The sequence below is a fragment of the Pseudoalteromonas arctica A 37-1-2 genome (assembly GCF_000238395.3).
Classification (GTDB): Bacteria; Pseudomonadota; Gammaproteobacteria; order Enterobacterales; family Alteromonadaceae; genus Pseudoalteromonas; species Pseudoalteromonas arctica.
In genome coordinates, this window is sequence record NZ_CP011025.1 from 1,819,324 (window position 1) to 1,838,466 (window position 19,143).

Genomic DNA, 19,143 nt, shown 5'->3' on the forward strand with positions numbered 1-19,143 from the left:
AATGAGCACAGAAATTAAAGTTCCTGTTCTTCCTGAGTCGGTTGCAGATGCTACCGTTGCTACATGGCATGTAAGTGTTGGCGACAAAGTAACTCGCGATCAAAACTTAGTAGACATTGAAACAGATAAAGTGGTTTTAGAAGTTGTTGCACAGCATGACGGTGTAATAACAGAAATATCACAAGAAGAAGGTGCAACCGTACTTGGCGACCAAGTTATGGGTTTACTTGGTGATGCTGATGCAGCGCCAGCAAGTGAAGGTTCAACTAAAGAAGAATCAGCACCAGCTAAATCAGAAGACGCGCCAGTGGCGCAATCAGCACCAGCATCAGAAGGTAAAGAAGTGGATATTAAAGTACCTGTACTTCCAGAATCAGTTGCAGACGCAACAATTGCTACATGGCATGTACAACCAGGTGACGCGGTAACACGCGACCAAAACTTGGTAGATATTGAAACAGATAAAGTTGTTCTTGAAGTAGTAGCTCAAGAAGATGGCATCATGGGTGATATCATTCACGGCGAAGGCGATACTGTATTAGGCGAGCAAGTAATTGGTTCGGTTAAAGCAGGCGGTGCACCAGCGGCTCCAGCTGCAAAAGCAGACGCAGCGCCAGCAGCAGATTCAAGCGAAAGTTCAGATGTGTTAACACCATCAGTTCGTCGTTTAATTGCTGAGAAAGGCCTAGACGCTTCTAAAATTAAAGGCACGGGTAAAAATGGTCGTGTAACTAAAGAAGACGTTGATACTTTCTTAAAAGCACCAGCGCCAGCGGCTAAAAAAGCAGAAGCTTCTGCTCCAGCTGCACCGATGGGCGATCGTACTCAAAAACGTGTACCTATGACTCGTTTACGTAAAACGATTGCGACACGCCTTCTTGAAGCTAAAAACTCAACTGCAATGTTAACAACATTCAACGAAGTGAACATGGGACCAATCATGAGCCTTCGTAAGCAGTATCAAGAAACGTTTGAAAAGCGTCACGGCATTCGTTTAGGTTTCATGTCTTTCTATGTGAAAGCGGTAACTGAAGCTCTTAAGCGTTTCCCAGATGTAAATGCATCAATTGATGGTGACGATATTGTTTACCATAACTATTTCGATATCAGCATTGCAGTATCTACTCCACGTGGCTTAGTTACTCCAGTACTTAAAGATTGTGACAAACTATCTGTTGCTGAAATCGAAAAAGGTATTCGTGAGCTAGCACTTAAAGGTCGTGATGGTAAGCTTACGCTTGCTGATATGACGGGTGGTAATTTCACTATTACTAATGGTGGCGTATTTGGTTCATTGCTATCTACACCTATCATTAACTTGCCACAGTCTTCAATCTTGGGTATGCATAAAATCCAAGACCGTCCGATGGCTGTAAATGGTAAAGTTGAAATACTACCTATGATGTATTTAGCACTTTCTTATGACCACCGTATCATTGATGGTAAAGAATCTGTTGGTTTCTTAGTGACTATTAAAGAGTTACTTGAAGATCCAACTCGCTTATTGCTAGATGTTTAATCTAGTTGTATGAAATGTAAGCTGTGAATGAACATTCACAGCTTTTTTTTTGCGCCTTTGGTCGTACTGGGGTTTTCATGTTAAGCCTTGGGATCTATACTAGGTGCGCAATTTGGGATAGTTGTTTATTTGAAAAAATATTCAGCTCTTTTAGTATAAAAAATTGGATAAAGCATCATGAATTTGCATGAGTATCAGGCAAAACAACTTTTTGCCGAATATGGTTTACCCGTTTCTACAGGTTACGCTTGCGATACACCTGAAGAAGCTGCTGCAGCTGCTGAAAAAATTGGCGGCGATATGTGGGTTGTTAAAACTCAGGTTCACGCAGGTGGTCGTGGTAAAGCTGGCGGTGTAAAGCTAGTTAAAACTATCGAAGAAGTAAAAGCGTTTGCAGCTAACTGGTTAGGTAAAAACCTAGTTACTTACCAAACAGACGAGAAAGGCCAGCCAGTAGCTAAAATTTTAGTAGAAAGCTGTACTGACATTGCTAACGAATTGTACCTAGGTGCAGTAGTTGACCGTGCATCTCGTAAAGTGGTTTTCATGGCGTCTACTGAAGGCGGTGTTGAAATTGAAACTGTTGCTGAAGAAACACCAGAGCTTATCCACAAAGCAGAGATCGACCCGTTAGTAGGTCCTCAAGCTTACCAAGCACGTGAACTAGGTTTCAAATTGGGTCTTAACCCAGTACAAATGAAACAGTTTGTTAAGATCTTTATGGGTCTTGGTAAAATGTTCACTGATTTTGATTTCGCATTACTTGAAATCAACCCGTTAGTAATTACAGACGAAGGCAACCTTCACTGTCTTGACGGCAAAATCGGTATTGATGGTAATGCACTTTACCGTCAACCTAAAATCCGTGAATTCCACGATCCATCTCAAGAAGATGCTCGTGAAGCACACGCAGCAAGCTTCGAGCTTAACTACGTTGCTCTAGACGGTAATGTTGGTTGTATGGTTAACGGTGCAGGCCTAGCAATGGGTACTATGGACATCGTAAACCTACACGGCGGCAAGCCGGCTAACTTCTTGGATGTTGGTGGCGGTGCTACTAAAGAACGTGTTTCTGAAGCATTCAAAATCATTCTTTCTGACGACAATGTTAAAGCTGTTTTAGTAAACATCTTTGGCGGCATCGTTCGTTGTGACATGATTGCTGAAGGCATCATTGGCGCAGTTAAAGAAGTTGGCGTAACCGTACCAGTAGTTGTACGTTTAGAAGGTACTAATGCTGAATTAGGTCGTGAAGTTCTTAAGAACTCTGGTCTAGACATCATTGCTGCTGAATCACTAACAGACGCTGCTGAAAAAGTTGTTGCTGCTGCGGAGGGCAAATAATGTCTGTATTAATCAATAAAGATACAAAAGTTATCTGTCAAGGTTTCACTGGTGGCCAAGGTACTTTCCACTCAGAGCAAGCGCTTGAGTACGGTACACAAATGGTTGGTGGTGTTAGCCCAGGTAAAGGCGGTCAAACGCACCTTGGTCTTCCTGTATTCAACACAGTTCGTGATGCTGTAAAAGAAACTGGCGCAACTGCTTCAGTTATATACGTACCAGCTCCTTTCTGTAAAGATGCAATCTTAGAAGCTATCGATGCTGGCATCGAGCTAATAGTTTGTATTACTGAAGGTATCCCTACACTTGATATGGTTGATGTTAAAATCAAACTAGATCAAACAGGTACTCGTATGATCGGTCCTAACTGCCCAGGTGTTATTACTCCTGGTCAAACTAAGATTGGTATCATGCCTGGTCATATCCACAAACCTGGTAAAGTAGGTATTGTTTCTCGCTCTGGTACTTTAACGTACGAAGCCGTTAAGCAAACTACTGATGCTGGTTTTGGTCAGTCTACGTGTGTTGGTATTGGTGGTGATCCAATTCCAGGTACTAACTTTATCGACGTTCTAGAAATGTTCGAAAAAGATCCACAAACTGAAGCAATCGTAATGATTGGTGAAATTGGTGGTACTGCAGAAGAAGAAGCTGCAGAGTACATCAAAGCTCACGTAACTAAACCTGTAGTATCTTACATTGCTGGTGTTACTGCACCAGAAGGTAAGCGTATGGGTCACGCTGGCGCAATCATTGCCGGCGGTAAAGGTACTGCTGATGAGAAATTTGCTGCATTAGAAGCTGCGGGCGTAAAAACTGTACGTTCACTTGCTGATATCGGTAAAGCACTTAAAGAGAAAACAGGCTGGTAATCGCTTGTTTTTCTTTCAAAAGGCCCGCATATGCGGGCCTTTTTGTTATTAGATGAAAATTTAGAACGGGTAACTAATATGCTGGAAAAAGCGTACAGATAAGTCTTGGCGTTGTTTATTTATAGCCAGCTCATTACACAGAGTATGGATTGTTTTTTCTACTTGGTTCATAAATCGACCATAGCCCATTTCATGTTTATCCTGCTGCGTTGCGACTACTACAAAATGCAGCGTTTCTACCAATTTACTTGCTTCATAAAAGTGCTTAATTTGATTTTCATTAGATTCAATATCAAAACTTAACTTTTGGAGTTCATCATTACCTTCACTTTTATCTATTTTACTGTTGCGTATAATAGGCGTTGCACCGTTAGCAACCATAGCGCCATGGTTTAAGTTATTATTTTGACACGCACGTATAAATGCATAAGCAAAGTAGTCATAAAATTTAGCATAATCGTTTGTGTTCATTAGTGTTTGAAACTGCGTTTTAATAGCGCGCGAAACCGGTATAGTAAAAGTGGCGTAAGTCATCTCTGCATAATCATTGGGTATGCTGCATTGTCTTGATTGGTAGCGAGGGTAGAGACTTCTTAATTTGTAACCATAGCTTTCCTTGTTGCCTTTTTCTTTAGCAAATAGGTCATACGTTAAGTGTTGATGGTCGCGTAGTTTAAACTGGGGCTGATTTATTAAGAGTTGTCCTTGTAAAGTGTCTAACACTTTTTGAACTTTATTATGAAATTCTGCAGAGTTGGCTCGTAAATCATCGCCTGTTGCTAAAAATAGAATGCGTATTTTTTTACTCGGTGTACCTTCAGTGTAATAAATCTTATGCGCTTCGTGATAACGGGGATTATAAAAAAAGAGCATTTGTTTATCTGTTTCTAATTGATAAGACTCATCATTAAATCTTACAACGGGTAGTTTATCATTCGCTAATAAGTGCACATTATAAAGCTCATACTCATCACAAGAAGCAAACAGCTGGCGTGCAATACGTTCATAGCAGCAATTTATATCACTAAAGCTTTTATAAAAATCGTGATTAGGGGTTATTTCAGCTAAAAGGTAGTGGTTAGCGCGTGCATTAGTTGGAATATATACACGATGTTGATTAAGTGTCGCCATCTTTAAATCCTTATAATGTAGGTTATTTACCTACTATAAACTGTTTAGATGACTTAAATATTGCGTTAAAACAAATTTTATTCATAAACAATGGTTCAGCTGAATTAAAGTTAAGCAATATCAAAAATAAACCTTAATCTAGTGCTGTATGTTAGTGTATGTTTTTGTAATAATGCATTAGTTTTGTTATTACGTAATATTTAGAGGACTGCACTCCTATGGCGGAAATTGAGAATCGCCCAAGTAACTTTATTAGAACCCGAATTGATGAAGACTTAGCAAGTAAAAAGCATGCAACAACGCATACACGTTTTCCACCTGAACCAAATGGCTTTTTGCATATTGGTCATGCCAAATCAATTTGTTTAAATTTTGGCATCGCAAAAGATTATAACGGTTTATGTAACTTACGTTTTGACGATACAAACCCAGAAAAAGAAGACATTAACTACGTTAATTCTATAAAAGAAGACGTACAGTGGTTAGGTTTTAACTGGGATGGCGATATAAAGTATTCTTCTAACTATTTTGATACTTTATATGGTTACGCTGTTGAGCTTATAAATAAAGGCTTAGCGTACGTTTGCTTTTTAACAGCAGACGAAGCACGCCAATACCGTGGTACATTGAAAGAGCCAGGTAAAAATAGCCCGTACAGAGATACATCAGTTGAAGAAAACCTAGCGTTATTTGAAAAAATGCGTGCTGGCGAATTCAAAGAAGGCGAATGTGTCCTGCGTGCTAAAATTGATATGGCTAGCTCATTTATGGTGCTTCGCGATCCAATTATTTATCGCGTACGTTTTGCTCATCATCATCAAACAGCAGACAAGTGGTGCATTTACCCAATGTATGACTTCACGCACTGTATTTCTGATGCACTTGAAGGTATTACACATTCATTATGCACACTCGAGTTTCAAGATAACCGTCGTTTGTACGACTGGGTACTTGATAACATTAGTTTAGAGTGTCACCCACAGCAAATTGAGTTTTCACGTTTAAATCTTGAATACACAATTATGTCTAAGCGTAAGCTAAGCGATTTAGTGGTAAATAACCATGTAGAAGGGTGGGATGACCCACGCATGCCTACAATTGCAGGCCTACGTCGCCGTGGTTATACACCAGGTTCAATCCGTGAGTTTTGTTTGCGTATTGGTGTAACAAAACAAGAGAATATGGTTGAAATGGGTATGCTTGAAGCATGTATCCGTGAAGATCTAAACGAAAATGCACCACGTGCAATGGCCGTACTCGATCCTGTTAAAGTTGTTATTGAAAACTACGATGCAGACAAGGTTGAGGTTTTATCTGTGGCTAACCACCCAAATAAAGAAGAAATGGGTCGTCGTGATGTACCATTTACTCGTGAAATCTATATAGAACGAGAAGACTTTAAAGAAGAAGCGAATAACAAGTTTAAACGTTTAGTGCTTGATAAAGAAGTACGCTTACGTGGTGCTTATGTTATTAAAGCACAGCGTGTTGAAAAAGACGAAAATGGTGAAATCACAACTATCTTCTGTACTTACGATACTGAAACACTTGGTAAAAATCCAAGTGATGGACGTAAAGTAAAAGGTGTTATTCACTGGGTTTCAGCACCAGAGTCTATTACGGCAGAAGTTCGTTTATACGATCGTTTGTTTAGTGTGCCAAACCCAGCAGCCGCTGATGAGTTTGAAACAACATTAAATCCTGAGTCACTGGTTGTTTTATCAAACGCTAAATTAGAGCCATCGCTTGCTAATTCACAAGCAGAGCAGGGCTTTCAGTTTGAGCGTACAGGTTATTTCTCTCGTGATTCTAAATCAGAGAACGTTGTATTTAACCAAACAGTGGGTCTTCGTGATTCTTGGTCTAAGACTCAATAAGTAATATCTAAAAAACCTGAACTCTGGATAATAAATCTATCTCGAGCAGCTATTTTCAGCGCTAACTGCGTTGAATTTACTTGCAATAGGCCAGCTATTGACGCGTGAATTCGCCTTGTTTTGACTTAAAATCTCTGGCTAGAGAAAATAAATTTAAATATCACCATGATTCAATACGTTGGTAAATCTCTTAACCAGAGTTCAGGTTTAATATCCCCAGTATTTACTGGGTATATTCATTACAAGCGTATTTTAGACACAAAAAAACCTGCACTTAGCAGGTTTTTTATTGCTTTTTAAAAGCGGTATTAGCTGTTAGCGTCGCTAAATTCTTTACACGCTGCTTTATCGTTACACTCACCGTATAAATATAAAGAATGGTTTGTAAGTGTAATACCATTTTCTTCAGAAATTTCAAGTTGACGACGTTCAATCATCTCATCTTCAAACTCTACAACTTTGCCACACTTCAAACATACTAAATGATCGTGGTGTGTGCTTCCTGAAAGTTCAAATACTGATTTGCCACCTTCAAAGTGATGACGGCTTACAATACCCGCATCATCAAATTGGTTAAGTACGCGGTATACAGTTGCAAGACCAATTTCTTCACCTAGATCCAAAAGAATTTTGTAAACATCTTCAGCACTGATGTGTTGGTTATCTGGAGATTGTAAAATCTCTAATATTTTAATACGCGGTAAAGTTACTTTTAAACCGGCTTTTTTAAGTTCCAAGTTATGATCAGTCATTAAATCTGTCTCAATTTTATTTGGTTATACTAGACATCTTGCAAAGATGTACACGACACATTAGCAACAAACAGGATAACGTGCCTAAGCGTTAAGTGCAAAGAACAATTGATTTATATTGCCACTAAAGCTTAAAACGCTAACTGTTTGATAATTATTTAAACAGCTAGCGATATATGCAGTAAATTAGTCAGCTAATTCACTTAAACACATTTCTTCATATACTTGAGCAGACCATGCTTTGACACGTTGTTCAGTAAGCTCTGGTTGACGGTCTTCGTCGATACCCAAACCTACAAAATGCTTATCATCAGCCATGCCTTTAGATGCTTCAAAGTCATAGCTTTCGCTCGGCCAATGACCAACAACAATAGCGCCACGTTCAGTAACGATATCGTTGATCATGCCCATCGCATCTAAAAAGTACTCAGCGTAATCTTCTTGGTCTCCACAACCAAAAATAGCAACAAGTTTACCTTCAAAGTCTACTTCTTCAAGTTCTGGAAAAAAGTCATCCCAGTCACATTGTGCTTCGCCGTAGTACCAAGTAGGGATACCGAATAAGATTAAATCAAATTCAGCAATCTCTTCTTTAGAGCTTTTTGCAATATCATGAACAGCCACTAGCTTTTTACCCAATTCTTTTTGGATCATTTTTGCTACGTGTTCTGTGTTACCTGTGTCACTTCCGAAAAAAATGCCTACACTTGCCATGGATTTAAAACCTTTTATGTATCAATAGCCAATCTTTCTTGTAAAATCGTTTCAATCAGCGCACTGCGGCTAATATTTTGTGCATCTGCCATATCACTCAATGCTTGATATAACTGCGATGAAACTTTAAATTCAACACGCTTTAAGCCACGTGCTTTATCTCTTTTTATTTGATTACGTTTATTTACCTTTAACTGCATATCCCGTGAAAGGGGATTGGTTTTAGGTCTGCCTGGGCGTTTTTCGTATTCAAATAAATCGAGTGTAGTTCTATCTGTTTCTGACTTCGCCATGCTTAACCTACACCTGCGCCTTGCCAAAATACTTGAATAAGACCTTTAGCAATAAAGCCTGAACAACCTAAAAAGAGCACGCCCCAGACAATGTATTGTCCGAACTTAGGCACATTGCCACTTTTTAGTACGTCTTTAATTGCCATGCCGATGAATATGAAAATACCGGCTAAGCCAAAATACAACCCTAGGGTATCAAATTCGTTAATTAACTGACTGACCATCAACGTATAACCTTTAAATTAAACGGCGCGTACTATAGCATATAATTATTCATATATTTAGTGCGCAAAATCAAAAACACGCGATTAAAATTGCTTTAAACCGCAGTTAAAAAGTCGTTTATCGCTTTATTTACAGCAAGTGGCTTTTGAGCATGAAGCCAATGGCCTGCGCCATGAATTATTTTAGCCTTGGTATTTTTAAAGCGAGCTTTAATTGCAGTACGATGCTCGGGCAAAATATAGTCAGAATCATTACCTTTAATGAAAAGAGTATCGCATAAGCAAGAATTGTTTTCATTAACATTGGATGTGATTGTAGAATATTTTTCGTCAAGCACATCTAAGTTAAATCGCCATGCAAAATGACCTTCCTCATTTTTAGCGAGGCTTTTAAGTAGAAACTGTCGAACTCCCAGTTCTTCTATATAAGGCTGCATAATTGCATCAGCTTGTTTTCTATCGTCTATTGATTGTGCTGAAACCGCTTTTAATGCCTGTAATATTTTTGTGTGCCGAGCAGGGTAACTAACAGGTGCTATATCAAGTACAACAAGCTTATTTACAAGTTCAGGATGTGTAAGCGCTAATTCCATTGCCACTTTACCACCCATAGAATGCCCAACTAAATGTGCTTTATCTATGTTCAAATGTGCTAATAACTCAACAATATCTTGTGCCATTGCTGGGTAGTTCATTTCGTTGCTATGCGGAGAAAGCCCGTGGTTACGTAAATCGACGTTAATAACAGTAAAGTGTTCACTTAATGGTTTTGCTATTACATTTAGGTTTTCTAATGATCCAAAAAGCCCATGTATCAAAATAACATTAGGACCTTGCCCTTGTTGCTTGTAATTTAACTGCATACCCGCCTCCTGAAAATTTCGCCATAGTTTGCCGAGCATTGCTCTAAAAAGCAAAAAATACAGCGACTATTTATTAAATTGGGCTTTTGTTTGTTAAATCAACAACAATGAGGTAAATATTAATATGTTTACGGGAGTGCTTGTTGTAACTCGCATTTCTGATTGGTTTGGGTATAATCACACGGGAGAAAAAAATGTGACCCGTAATGACAGGAAGAACATGAAACAAATCGACATAGACGACGAGTTATATCAATATATTGCTAGCAATACGCAAAGTATTGGTGAAAGTGCATCCACTATTTTACGTCGTTTATTAAATCTGAGCGGCGGCGAAATTCAAACCGCAAACGTAGAACTAACTCAAAATAATCAAACTGCGACTACGTCTACCGCCACATTAAAAAGCTCAGAGCCATCTGCTGCTGAGACTTCAAAAAAACAAACGCCTGTAGCTCACGCACCCGTGAAGCAAAAAAGCGATAATGTTTTTAATGTATTAAATAAAGAAGAGCTGGCAATGCAAAAAGGTGTTGTTGGACGCTTTTTGTTTATTTTAAGTGCATTTTACCGCACACATAAAACTGATTTTTCTGCGGTATTAGACATAAAAGGGCGTGACCGTGTTTACTTTGCTACTAGTAAAGAAGCTTTAGTAAATAGCGGTAGTAGTATGAATCCTAAAAACATAACCGATAGTGAATATTGGGTTATGACTAATTCTAATACAACGCGTAAAAAAATGATGCTTCATGAAGTGGCTCTTTGCCTTGGATATAGTGCAGAGCAAGCTGAAAAAATTCGCGATTACCTGTAAGGAAATATAATGGCTATTCACTCAGGCGCAGGCAAAACTGCTCCACAATCGGCACTGGTTAACGTACCTAAATTAGTATCTGCGTATTACTTAAATGAACCTGATCTTGAACAAAATCCAGAGCATTGTGTTGCCTTTGGTACCTCAGGCCACCGTGGTTGTTCTTACGATGTTAAATTTAACGAATCACACATTTTAGCGATTACTCAGGCTATTTGTGATTACAGAAAACAAAATGACATATTTGGTCCGTTATTTTTAGGCAAAGACACACACGCATTGAGTGAAGCCGCATTTAACTCGGCTATTGAAGTATTAGTTGCTAACGAAGTGCAAGTGATAACGCAAGAAGACGGTGATTTTACACCAACGCCAGTTATCAGCCATTCCATAGTTAGCCACAATAAGCTACACCCAAATGAATTAGCAGACGGGATTGTTGTTACGCCTTCGCATAACCCTCCTGAAGATGGTGGCTTTAAATACAACCCACCTAATGGCGGACCAGCAGATACCGACGTCACTAAATGGATTGAAGACAGAGCTAATCAACTTTTACTAGAAGATTTAGTTGAAGTTGAGTTATTCCCATTCGCTAAAGCATCGCGTTCTGGCTTTATCCGCTACGAAGATTTAATGACTCCTTATATTGATGACTTAGCAAATATCGTTAATTTAAAAGCAATTAGCGATGCAGGTATTAAAATTGGTATCGATCCACTAGGTGGTTCAGGCATCAACTTTTGGCCAGTCATTGCAAAAAAATATAATTTAGATTTAACCGTAGTAAATGATGTTGTTGATCCACGTTTTGCTTTTATGCCACTTGATAAAGACGGCAAAATTCGTATGGATTGTTCATCACCTTATTCAATGGCAAATCTTATTGCACTAAAAGATGATTTTGATGTGTCTATTGGTAACGACCCTGACTACGATCGTCACGGTATTGTAACGCCAGATGGTTTAATGAATCCAAACCACTTTTTAGCAGTGGCAATCGATTACTTACTTAAACACCGTGATTGGAATGAAACCGTAGAAATTGGTAAAACATTGGTTTCTAGCTCTATGATCGACAAAGTAGCTGCTCGTAACAACCGTAAAGTTAAAGAAGTACCAGTAGGCTTTAAATGGTTTGTTGAAGGCTTAAGCAAAGGCAAGCTTGCCTTTGGTGGCGAAGAAAGCGCAGGTGCTGCATTCTTACGTTTTGATGGCTCTGTATGGTGTACAGATAAAGACGGCTTCATTATGGGTCTACTCGCTGCAGAAATACTTGCTGTGACAGGTAAAACGCCATCAACGCTTTATAAAGAATTAGAACAAGAGTTTGGTTCTCCAATTTATAAACGCCTAGATGCACCAGCCACAAGCGGTCAAAAATCACGTTTAAAAGCATTGAGTGCTTCTGATGTTAAAGCAGATACACTTGCTGGCGAGCCTATTTTGCAAAAATTGACTCATGCACCCGGTAACGATGCCGCCATTGGTGGTTTAAAAGTGGTCACTGAGAATGGCTGGTTTGCAGCGCGTCCATCAGGTACTGAAGATATTTATAAAATATACCTTGAATCATTTAAAGGTGAAGAGCATTTAGCGTTACTTGAAAAAGAAGCTAAAAAGCTTGTAGATTCAGTTATAAGCTAACTTAATCTAATAATTTTAAAACGGCTGATTTATTCAGCCGTTTTCGTTTCTATACCTTGTGTATTTATAAAAATATATGCATAAGAGTCTACTCTCACATTATTTTTAAAGGGCTTATTATATGTCAGCCAATCCATCTTACTTAAATGAATTAAAACAAACTGGCGACTTTTTAACGCTTAGTCGTGACAACGAATGGCATTTAGATGCAGGTGAGTTTGTTTTAGATAATGGGACTCGTGTAAATATACACGATACCGGAGTCATTGAGTTTCAACCTGCTGTTATAACGTCAAAAGATGTAGTTTATTCAAGCGCTGTACACGGTAACGAAACTGCGCCAATTGAAATCTGTGATGCACTTATTAAACAAATTATAAAAGGCGAGCTGATACTTAAGCAGCGCGCTTTGTTTATTTACGGTAATCCACAATCAATTAATATTGGCCTGCGTTTTGTAGAAGAAAACTTAAATAGATTATTTAATGGTCACCATACAGTTGAAGGTGTACCAATGAATAATGAGCGAAACCGCGCTGCAAAGCTTGAGCAGTACGTAAGCGATTTTTATACACGTGGCGAGCAAGGCAGTACGCGATGTCATTACGACTTGCACACTGCAATTAGAGGCTCTAAAAACGAAAAATTTGCTGTGTATCCATTTTTACATGGTAAGCCATGGAAAAAGTCGCAGCTACAATTTTTATTGAGTTGTGGTGTAAATACCGTGCTTATGATGAAATCTCCTGCAACAACATTTAGCTATTATTCGTCATTTATACACGGTGCTGATTCTTTTACGGTAGAGCTGGGTCAAGTTAAGCCATTTGGTCAAAACGATATGGCTCGCTTTGAAAAAACAAAGCAAACCTTAACTGCATTAATTAGTCAAAATGAAGTTAAATATCCTGAATTTAATGCAAACGATTTTGAATTGTTTGCTGTCCATCGCACAATTAATAGAACGCAGAACGATTTTAGTTTTCCTTTTTCTGACGATGCCGAGAACTTTACTGGCTTTGCGAAAGGTGAACTACTTGCAACCGACGGTGATACAGCGATTTACGCTGACGTTGAAGGAGAGGCTATTATTTTTCCAAATGCGAGCGTAGCATTAGGGCAAAGAGCACTCCTTACTGTTATTCCAATGGATATTGATAGCAATTTCGTCTAATTTAACTCATCAGACCACTAGTAACTTAAAGTTAACTATATGTTTACTATGAAGTAAAGTAACCGTATCGTTAACTTGCCACTTATTTAACCAGTATTTGCTTTTGTTTCGTCCCAGATCTGTTGAATAACACTTTACGTTAACGTAAAGTGTTGGCAGCTTTAATTAAAGATAGTGCAGATGTTGCAAAGTTTAACCAGCAACAATCACCCACAATAATAATTTAAAGGGGCACTGTTTTACCGATAACAAAAGAAGGTAGGTTATGAGTAATCCAAATAACGTATCGCTGAATATTAACCACGAGCTTGAATTTATTGATGGTCAAGCACTTAATATTCCAACCCTTAGTATTTTAACTGAGGACGGCGACATTCATCCTAGTGCAACCGCACCTGACATTTCAAAACATACCGCTATTAAGTTATATGAAACAATGCGTTTTATACGTTTGTTAGATGAACGTATGCAAGGCGCGCAGCGCCAAGGCCGTGTTAGTTTTTATATGCAATGCCTAGGCGAAGAAGCCGCAGTTACAGCCTCTGCTGCTGCACTTGATCAAGACGATATGATCATGGCTCAATATCGTGAACAGGCAGCCCTGCATTATCGTGGCTTTACGCTTGATCAATTTATGAACCAAATGTTTTCAAATGAATTGGATTTAGGCAAAGGTCGTCAAATGCCAATTCACTATGGTTCTAAAGCGCTAAACTACATGACGATTTCATCGCCATTGGGTACGCAAATACCACAAGCAACGGGTTATGCATATGGCCAAAAAATAAAGCACATCGACGCTAAAACAGGCGAGCTTGCCAGCACAATTGATAATGTGACTATTTGTTACTTTGGTGAAGGTGCTGCATCTGAAGGTGACTTTCATGCCGGTTTAAATATGGCCGCTGTTCACAGAGCGCCGGTTATATTTTTTGCACGTAATAACGGCTATGCAATATCAACCCCTGCTGATGAGCAATTTAAAGGCGATGGTATTGCGTCGCGTGGTGTGGGTTATGGCATTAAAACAATTCGTGTTGATGGCACAGATGCACTTGCTGTGTATGCGGCGACTAAAAAAGCACGCGAAATAGCCTCAACACAAGGTGAACCTGTACTTATTGAATCGATTGCTTATCGTTTGGGTGCGCACTCTACGTCAGACGATCCAAGTGGTTATCGCTCTAAAGATGAAGAAGCGAATCATCAAACGTGTCCTATTGATAAATTTAGAAAATGGCTGGTCAAGCAAGACTGGTTAAACGAAGAAGACGATATAAAAGCAAAAGAGTCGATTCGTGAAGAAATTTTAGCAGCGCTTAAACGTGCTGAAGTTGTTGCAAAGCCCGCTTTAGAAGAACTGGTATCTGACGTTTACGATACACCAATTCCACTATTGCAACGCCAGTACGAGCAACTAAAAGAACATATAAAACAGCATCCAGATGCTTACCCAGTAACCGCAGGGAGAATTAAGTAATGGCTAAAATGAACATGCTCCACGCAATTAACTCTGCTCTCGATATTACGATGAATGAACACCCTCAAGCCTGTATTTTTGGTGAAGATGTTGGTTACTTCGGTGGTGTATTTAGAGCAACATCGGGCTTGCAAGAGAAGTACGGTAAACATCGTGTTTTTAATACGCCTTTAACCGAGCAAGGTATTTTAGGTTTTGCTAATGGTTTAGCAGCTTTTGGTGCGCCTGCATTGGCAGAAATTCAATTTGCGGATTATATTTTCCCAGCGTTTGATCAAATAGTAAATGAAGCCGCTAAATTTCGTTATCGCAGTGGTAATGAATTTAATGTGGGTAACTTAACTATTCGTACACCTTATGGTGGCGGTATTGCTGGTGGTTTATACCATTCACAATCACCCGAAGCCTATTTTGCGCACACACCGGGTTTGAAAGTAGTTGTACCGCGTAACCCTTATCAAGCTAAAGGTTTATTACGTGCATCAATTAAAGACGATAACCCGGTCATATTTTTTGAGCCTAAGCGTTTATATCGTGCATCAATTGGCGAAGTGCCAGAAGAAGATTATAGTATTGAATTAGGCACGGCTGAAGTAGTGCAAGAGGGGGCTGATATTACGCTTTTAGCGTGGGGTGCTCAAATGGAGATTATTGAAGATGTAGCAAAGCAAGCAAGTGAGCAAGGTATAAGCTGTGAAGTTATTGATCTTCGTAGTATTTTACCATGGGATGTTGAAACGATTGCTAAATCGGTTATTAAAACCGGCCGTTTAATCGTGAGTCATGAAGCGCCTATAACCAATGGCTTTGGTGCAGAGATAGCCGCGACAATACAACAAGAGTGTTTCTTGCATTTAGAGTCGCCAATTTTACGTGTATGTGGTCTAGATACGCCATACCCGCTGGCACTTGAAAAAGAATACGTACCGGATGCACTAAAAGTGTTGGCTGCAATTAAACAATCAATGGATTTTTAGGGGTTACCATGGCTAAAGATTTTATATTACCCGATATTGGTGAAGGCATTGTTGAATGCGAAGTAGTTGAATGGCTAGTACAAGAAGGCGATACCGTATCTGAAGATCAACCAATTTGCGATGTTATGACAGACAAAGCATTAGTACAAATTCCGGCAGTGCATGATGGCGTTATTTCAAAGCTATATTATCTAAAAGGTGAGATTGCTAAAGTACATGCCCCTTTATTCGCTATGGATGTAGCAGGTGAAAGCATTAGCAATGAAGTAGTACAAGAGCCAGTACAAGCTGAAAATAAAACTAATGATGCAGCTGATGTGGTTGAGGACTTTATATTACCGGATATTGGTGAAGGTATTGTTGAGTGTGAGATTGTTGATTGGTTAGTTGCTGAAGGCGACGAAATAGAAGAAGACCAAGCGGTTTGTGACGTAATGACCGACAAAGCATTAGTACAAATTCCGGCAAAATATACAGGCACAGTAAAAAAACTATATTACCAAAAAGGCGAAATAGCAAAAGTACATAGCCCGTTGTTTCAAATGACAATTGCAGGCAGTGCAGCAAAACCAAATGTTGATATAAACCAAGCGGTCGTAAAGGCTCAAACTAATGCCGTCGCTGAAAAAGTTGCCCCTGTTAAAACGCAGCAAGCTGCTAAAGTTATCAATCAAAAAGCGGTTGCATCACCTGCGGTTCGTCGTAAAGCACGTGAACTAGATGTTGATTTAACCTGTGTACCAGGTAGTGGTAAAAATGGACGTATTTACAAGCAAGATATTGAAGAGTTTGTAAAAGGCGAAGTGCCAAATACTATTGATACTTCACCGCTTAATAGCGATGCTTCTCAAAGTGCAGTACAAAACCAAACACAGAATCAAAGCGGTGGCGTACGAGTAGAGCAAATTAAAGGCATTAAAGCGGCCATGGCCAAGCAAATGGTAGCTTCGGTTTCAACTATTCCGCACTTTACGTTTAGTGATGAAATAGACTTAACACAGCTTATAGCTTTGCGTAGCGCTTTAAAAGAGCAGTACAAAGCACAAGGCGTTAAGCTCACCATGATGCCATTTTTTGTAAAAGCACTCTCGCTAGCAATGAAAGAGTACCCTGTACTTAATTCTAAAGTGAACGATGAATGCTCAGAGCTTACCTATTATAACGATCATAATATCGGTATAGCGGTTGATTCTAAAATTGGCTTGTTAGTGCCTAATATTAAATCGTGCCAGAGTAAGAGCATTGTTGATGTGGCAAATGATTTAACCCGCTTAACTCATTCAGCGCGAGAAGGCCGTGTTGCACCCGATGATTTAAAAGGTGGGACAATTAGCATCTCTAACATTGGTGCTATTGGCGGCACTATCGCGTCCCCTATAATTAATAAACCAGAAGTGGCTATTGTTGCGCTTGGTAAATTACAGTATTTACCGCGTTTTGACGAAAGTGGGCAGGTTGTGAGTAAAGCTATTATGCAAGTGAGTTGGTCTGGGGATCATCGTGTTATTGATGGGGGCACTATTGCTCGTTTTAATAATTTATGGAAATCGTACTTAGAAAATCCATCAGCAATGATGATGGCTATGAGTTAATAGCTAAATTGTTAATATGTAATAAAAACCAGCTTTTAGCTGGTTTTTTGTTTTAATTTGAGCTGTTTTTAATTAAGATACAAATGTTACTAAAAAGTAATTAGATTAACCCCGTTAGGGAATATAAAAAATAACACTAAGGAAATTTCATGGAACATTATATGAACGCGTTGCGTAGCTACGCAGATTTTTCAGGCCGTAATCGTCGTAAAGCATATTGGATGTTTATATTATTTAACTTCATTTTTTCAGTAGTTTGTAATGCGATTGATGGTGTACTAGGTACAATGTTCATTGGCTCTATTTATAGCTTAGCGCTATTAATTCCTGGCTTAAGTGCGGGTGCACGTCGTCTTCATGACACAGGCCGTTCAGGCTGGTGGCAGTTACTTTGGTTAGTACCAATCATCGGTTGGATTGTTTTAATTGTTTTTCTTGCGCAAGATTCGCACGAAGGCGAGAACGATTTTGGTCCAAATCCAAAAGAATTAGCAGCAGAACCAACTACTGTATAAGTAAGAATAACTTAACATGTTAAAAGCTCAGCAATTGCTGAGCTTTTTTGCGTTTTTAAATCTCATTTTTTAAATTTCAGCAAAAAAATACAATCCATAACCAACTATTAATGCGGGAATAGACGTATAAAGTGTAGCTATAACTGCAGCTTTGGGCGCCATTGCTATTGCTGGGAATAACGCATCACCATCGTTAGAAATTGCGTTTCCTGCTAAAGCACTAAAGGGAATAATGCCTTGAATATAAAGCGTTGTAACAATTATTTGCGGGCCACAGCCGGGTAAAAATCCAATAAGCACTGCAATTAATGGGGCTAAATAGGCGTAATGTACAAACCACGTTTTTAAATCAAGTCCGGCAATGTTAACCAAAATCTCAAATAGCATAAAAGAGGCTACAACCCATGCCGTAACAAAATGGGTATCTTGTAATACTTTTATTATTTTAGAAGGAGGGTTACATGCATCGTCTTCTGACGTTACTTCTTGATAGCTTTCACCTCTTGACGAAAGTGCCCAAATACTAACAATAAATAAAGCCATTAATGCACCAAATAGTGTAATTACAGTACTTGTGCTTGAACCAAACTGTGAAAAATCAACATTAAAGGCAATCAAAAAGGCAATTATAAGGCTTGGGATAATTGCTACCATCCAAACCGGTCTACTGATTTTAATAATGTTAGTTGAGAGTATTTTAATTTGGTGCTTTTGTTCTTGCGCTGTTGGGCGTAAAAAGTCTTTTTTGTGTATTGTATTAACCAGTAAACCACTGAATGTACCCACAACTAACCCTATCCCCATAATTAACAAGCCTTCAGTAGGGCGGGTAGCAAGTAATAAAAATGCAGCATCGCCCATTGTTGCGGTTAAAACTGCGACAATAGCACCAAAGCTTGCTTGGCCTTTTGTAAATTGAGTAACCACAATAATAGCCCCACCACAGCCAGGTAATGCACCTAAAACCGCTGCAAAGCTAATTTCTAAAATAGGGGACTTGGCACTTAAATAACTAAGCTCTAATTGAGGTAAGTGTTCTATAGCGTAGTAATAAATTAGAAGAGTTGCGGCAACAAACACACTCACTTGAAAAAATGCATCACTCAGTGCGGTCATTGTTATTTCGCGTAATTGCGGTATTGCAAGGCAAGTTAAAATAAATAAAGGCAGCAGTAAGCGTTTATTTTGGCTCAAAAATCGTTTTGAGGCAGGAGTAATAAAACCAATGTGAGGGAGTGAAATCATACAATGCGACCTAATAAATTAACTAGGTCACACTGTACATTTTAATTAAATGATAATCAATATCATTTGCATCTATTTAAATCGATTACTCTGTTTGAGTTTTTCGA

Annotated in this window: 18 protein-coding genes; 11 read left to right on the top strand and 7 right to left on the bottom strand. The window is 38.9% G+C overall.

Annotated features, from left to right (window positions below):
• Position 1: 1 nt before the first annotated feature.
• The 3 genes from odhB (at position 2) to sucD (ending at position 3,735) form a co-directional block, all read left to right on the top strand.
• The gene (gene odhB / locus PARC_RS08140; RefSeq protein WP_007586871.1) at positions 2-1,519 is read left to right on the top strand and encodes a 2-oxoglutarate dehydrogenase complex dihydrolipoyllysine-residue succinyltransferase; all 1,518 of its coding nucleotides are present in this window, start codon (positions 2-4) and stop codon (positions 1,517-1,519) included.
• Between the two features lie 177 nt (positions 1,520-1,696).
• Positions 1,697-2,863, top strand: coding sequence for an ADP-forming succinate--CoA ligase subunit beta (gene sucC / locus PARC_RS08145; RefSeq protein WP_007586870.1), 1,167 nt, complete (start codon positions 1,697-1,699; stop codon positions 2,861-2,863).
• A complete protein-coding gene (sucD, locus tag PARC_RS08150; RefSeq protein ID WP_010552674.1) occupies positions 2,863-3,735 on the top strand; it encodes a succinate--CoA ligase subunit alpha in 873 nt (290 codons plus the stop codon). The genes sucC and sucD overlap by 1 nt, the downstream gene beginning before the upstream one ends.
• 60 nt (positions 3,736-3,795) lie before the next feature.
• On the opposite strand, the gene PARC_RS08155 is transcribed toward sucD, so the two are convergent.
• Complete coding sequence (locus tag PARC_RS08155; protein ID WP_010552675.1) at positions 3,796-4,866, bottom strand: DUF3083 family protein; 1,071 nt, start codon at positions 4,864-4,866, stop codon at positions 3,796-3,798.
• Between the two features lie 218 nt (positions 4,867-5,084).
• On the opposite strand from PARC_RS08155, the gene glnS reads away from it, so the two are divergent.
• Entirely contained in the window at positions 5,085-6,743 is a 1,659-nt protein-coding gene (gene glnS, locus PARC_RS08160) for a glutamine--tRNA ligase (RefSeq protein ID WP_010552676.1), read from the top strand.
• 308 nt (positions 6,744-7,051) lie between these two features.
• Here the strand turns inward: glnS and fur are convergent, their stop codons facing one another.
• The 5 genes from fur to PARC_RS08185 form a co-directional block, all read right to left on the bottom strand.
• Positions 7,052-7,495: a ferric iron uptake transcriptional regulator gene (fur, locus tag PARC_RS08165; protein WP_007586857.1), complete on the bottom strand. Its 444-nt coding sequence runs from the start codon at positions 7,493-7,495 to the stop codon at positions 7,052-7,054.
• 186 nt (positions 7,496-7,681) lie between these two features.
• A complete protein-coding gene (gene fldA, locus PARC_RS08170; protein ID WP_007586856.1) occupies positions 7,682-8,209 on the bottom strand; it encodes a flavodoxin FldA in 528 nt (175 codons plus the stop codon).
• Between the two features lie 14 nt (positions 8,210-8,223).
• Positions 8,224-8,502, bottom strand: a complete 279-nt coding sequence (gene ybfE / locus PARC_RS08175; RefSeq protein WP_002962928.1) for a LexA regulated protein — start codon at positions 8,500-8,502, stop codon at positions 8,224-8,226.
• 2 nt (positions 8,503-8,504) lie between these two features.
• Entirely contained in the window at positions 8,505-8,726 is a 222-nt protein-coding gene (locus tag PARC_RS08180) for a DUF2788 domain-containing protein (RefSeq protein ID WP_002962930.1), read from the bottom strand.
• A 95-nt stretch (positions 8,727-8,821) separates the two neighbouring features.
• Positions 8,822-9,589 (bottom strand): alpha/beta fold hydrolase, encoded by a 768-nt coding sequence (locus PARC_RS08185; RefSeq protein WP_010552677.1) that lies wholly within the window; start codon positions 9,587-9,589, stop codon positions 8,822-8,824.
• Positions 9,590-9,809: 220 nt separating this feature from the next.
• Between PARC_RS08185 and seqA the strand changes: the two genes are divergently transcribed.
• From seqA to PARC_RS08220, 7 genes are all read left to right on the top strand, one after another.
• Complete coding sequence (seqA, locus tag PARC_RS08190; RefSeq protein WP_010552678.1) at positions 9,810-10,406, top strand: replication initiation negative regulator SeqA; 597 nt, start codon at positions 9,810-9,812, stop codon at positions 10,404-10,406.
• Positions 10,407-10,415: 9 nt separating this feature from the next.
• On the top strand, positions 10,416-12,053 hold the full coding sequence (pgm, locus tag PARC_RS08195; protein WP_010552679.1) for a phosphoglucomutase (alpha-D-glucose-1,6-bisphosphate-dependent): 1,638 nt from the start codon (positions 10,416-10,418) through the stop codon (positions 12,051-12,053).
• A gap of 121 nt (positions 12,054-12,174) precedes the next feature.
• Complete coding sequence (gene astE / locus PARC_RS08200) at positions 12,175-13,227, top strand: succinylglutamate desuccinylase (RefSeq protein WP_010552680.1); 1,053 nt, start codon at positions 12,175-12,177, stop codon at positions 13,225-13,227.
• Positions 13,228-13,492: 265 nt separating this feature from the next.
• Complete coding sequence (locus PARC_RS08205; RefSeq protein WP_010552681.1) at positions 13,493-14,707, top strand: thiamine pyrophosphate-dependent dehydrogenase E1 component subunit alpha; 1,215 nt, start codon at positions 13,493-13,495, stop codon at positions 14,705-14,707.
• A complete protein-coding gene (locus PARC_RS08210) occupies positions 14,707-15,684 on the top strand; it encodes an alpha-ketoacid dehydrogenase subunit beta (RefSeq protein WP_010552682.1) in 978 nt (325 codons plus the stop codon). Before PARC_RS08205 ends, PARC_RS08210 begins: the two co-directional genes overlap by 1 nt.
• Positions 15,685-15,692: 8 nt before the next feature.
• Complete coding sequence (locus PARC_RS08215; protein WP_010552683.1) at positions 15,693-17,276, top strand: dihydrolipoyllysine-residue acetyltransferase; 1,584 nt, start codon at positions 15,693-15,695, stop codon at positions 17,274-17,276.
• A 149-nt stretch (positions 17,277-17,425) separates the two neighbouring features.
• Positions 17,426-17,791, top strand: coding sequence for a DUF805 domain-containing protein (locus PARC_RS08220; RefSeq protein ID WP_010552684.1), 366 nt, complete (start codon positions 17,426-17,428; stop codon positions 17,789-17,791).
• A 69-nt stretch (positions 17,792-17,860) separates the two neighbouring features.
• Here the strand turns inward: PARC_RS08220 and PARC_RS08225 are convergent, their stop codons facing one another.
• Positions 17,861-19,036: a putative manganese transporter gene (locus tag PARC_RS08225; protein ID WP_010552685.1), complete on the bottom strand. Its 1,176-nt coding sequence runs from the start codon at positions 19,034-19,036 to the stop codon at positions 17,861-17,863.
• Positions 19,037-19,143: the final 107 nt, after the last annotated feature.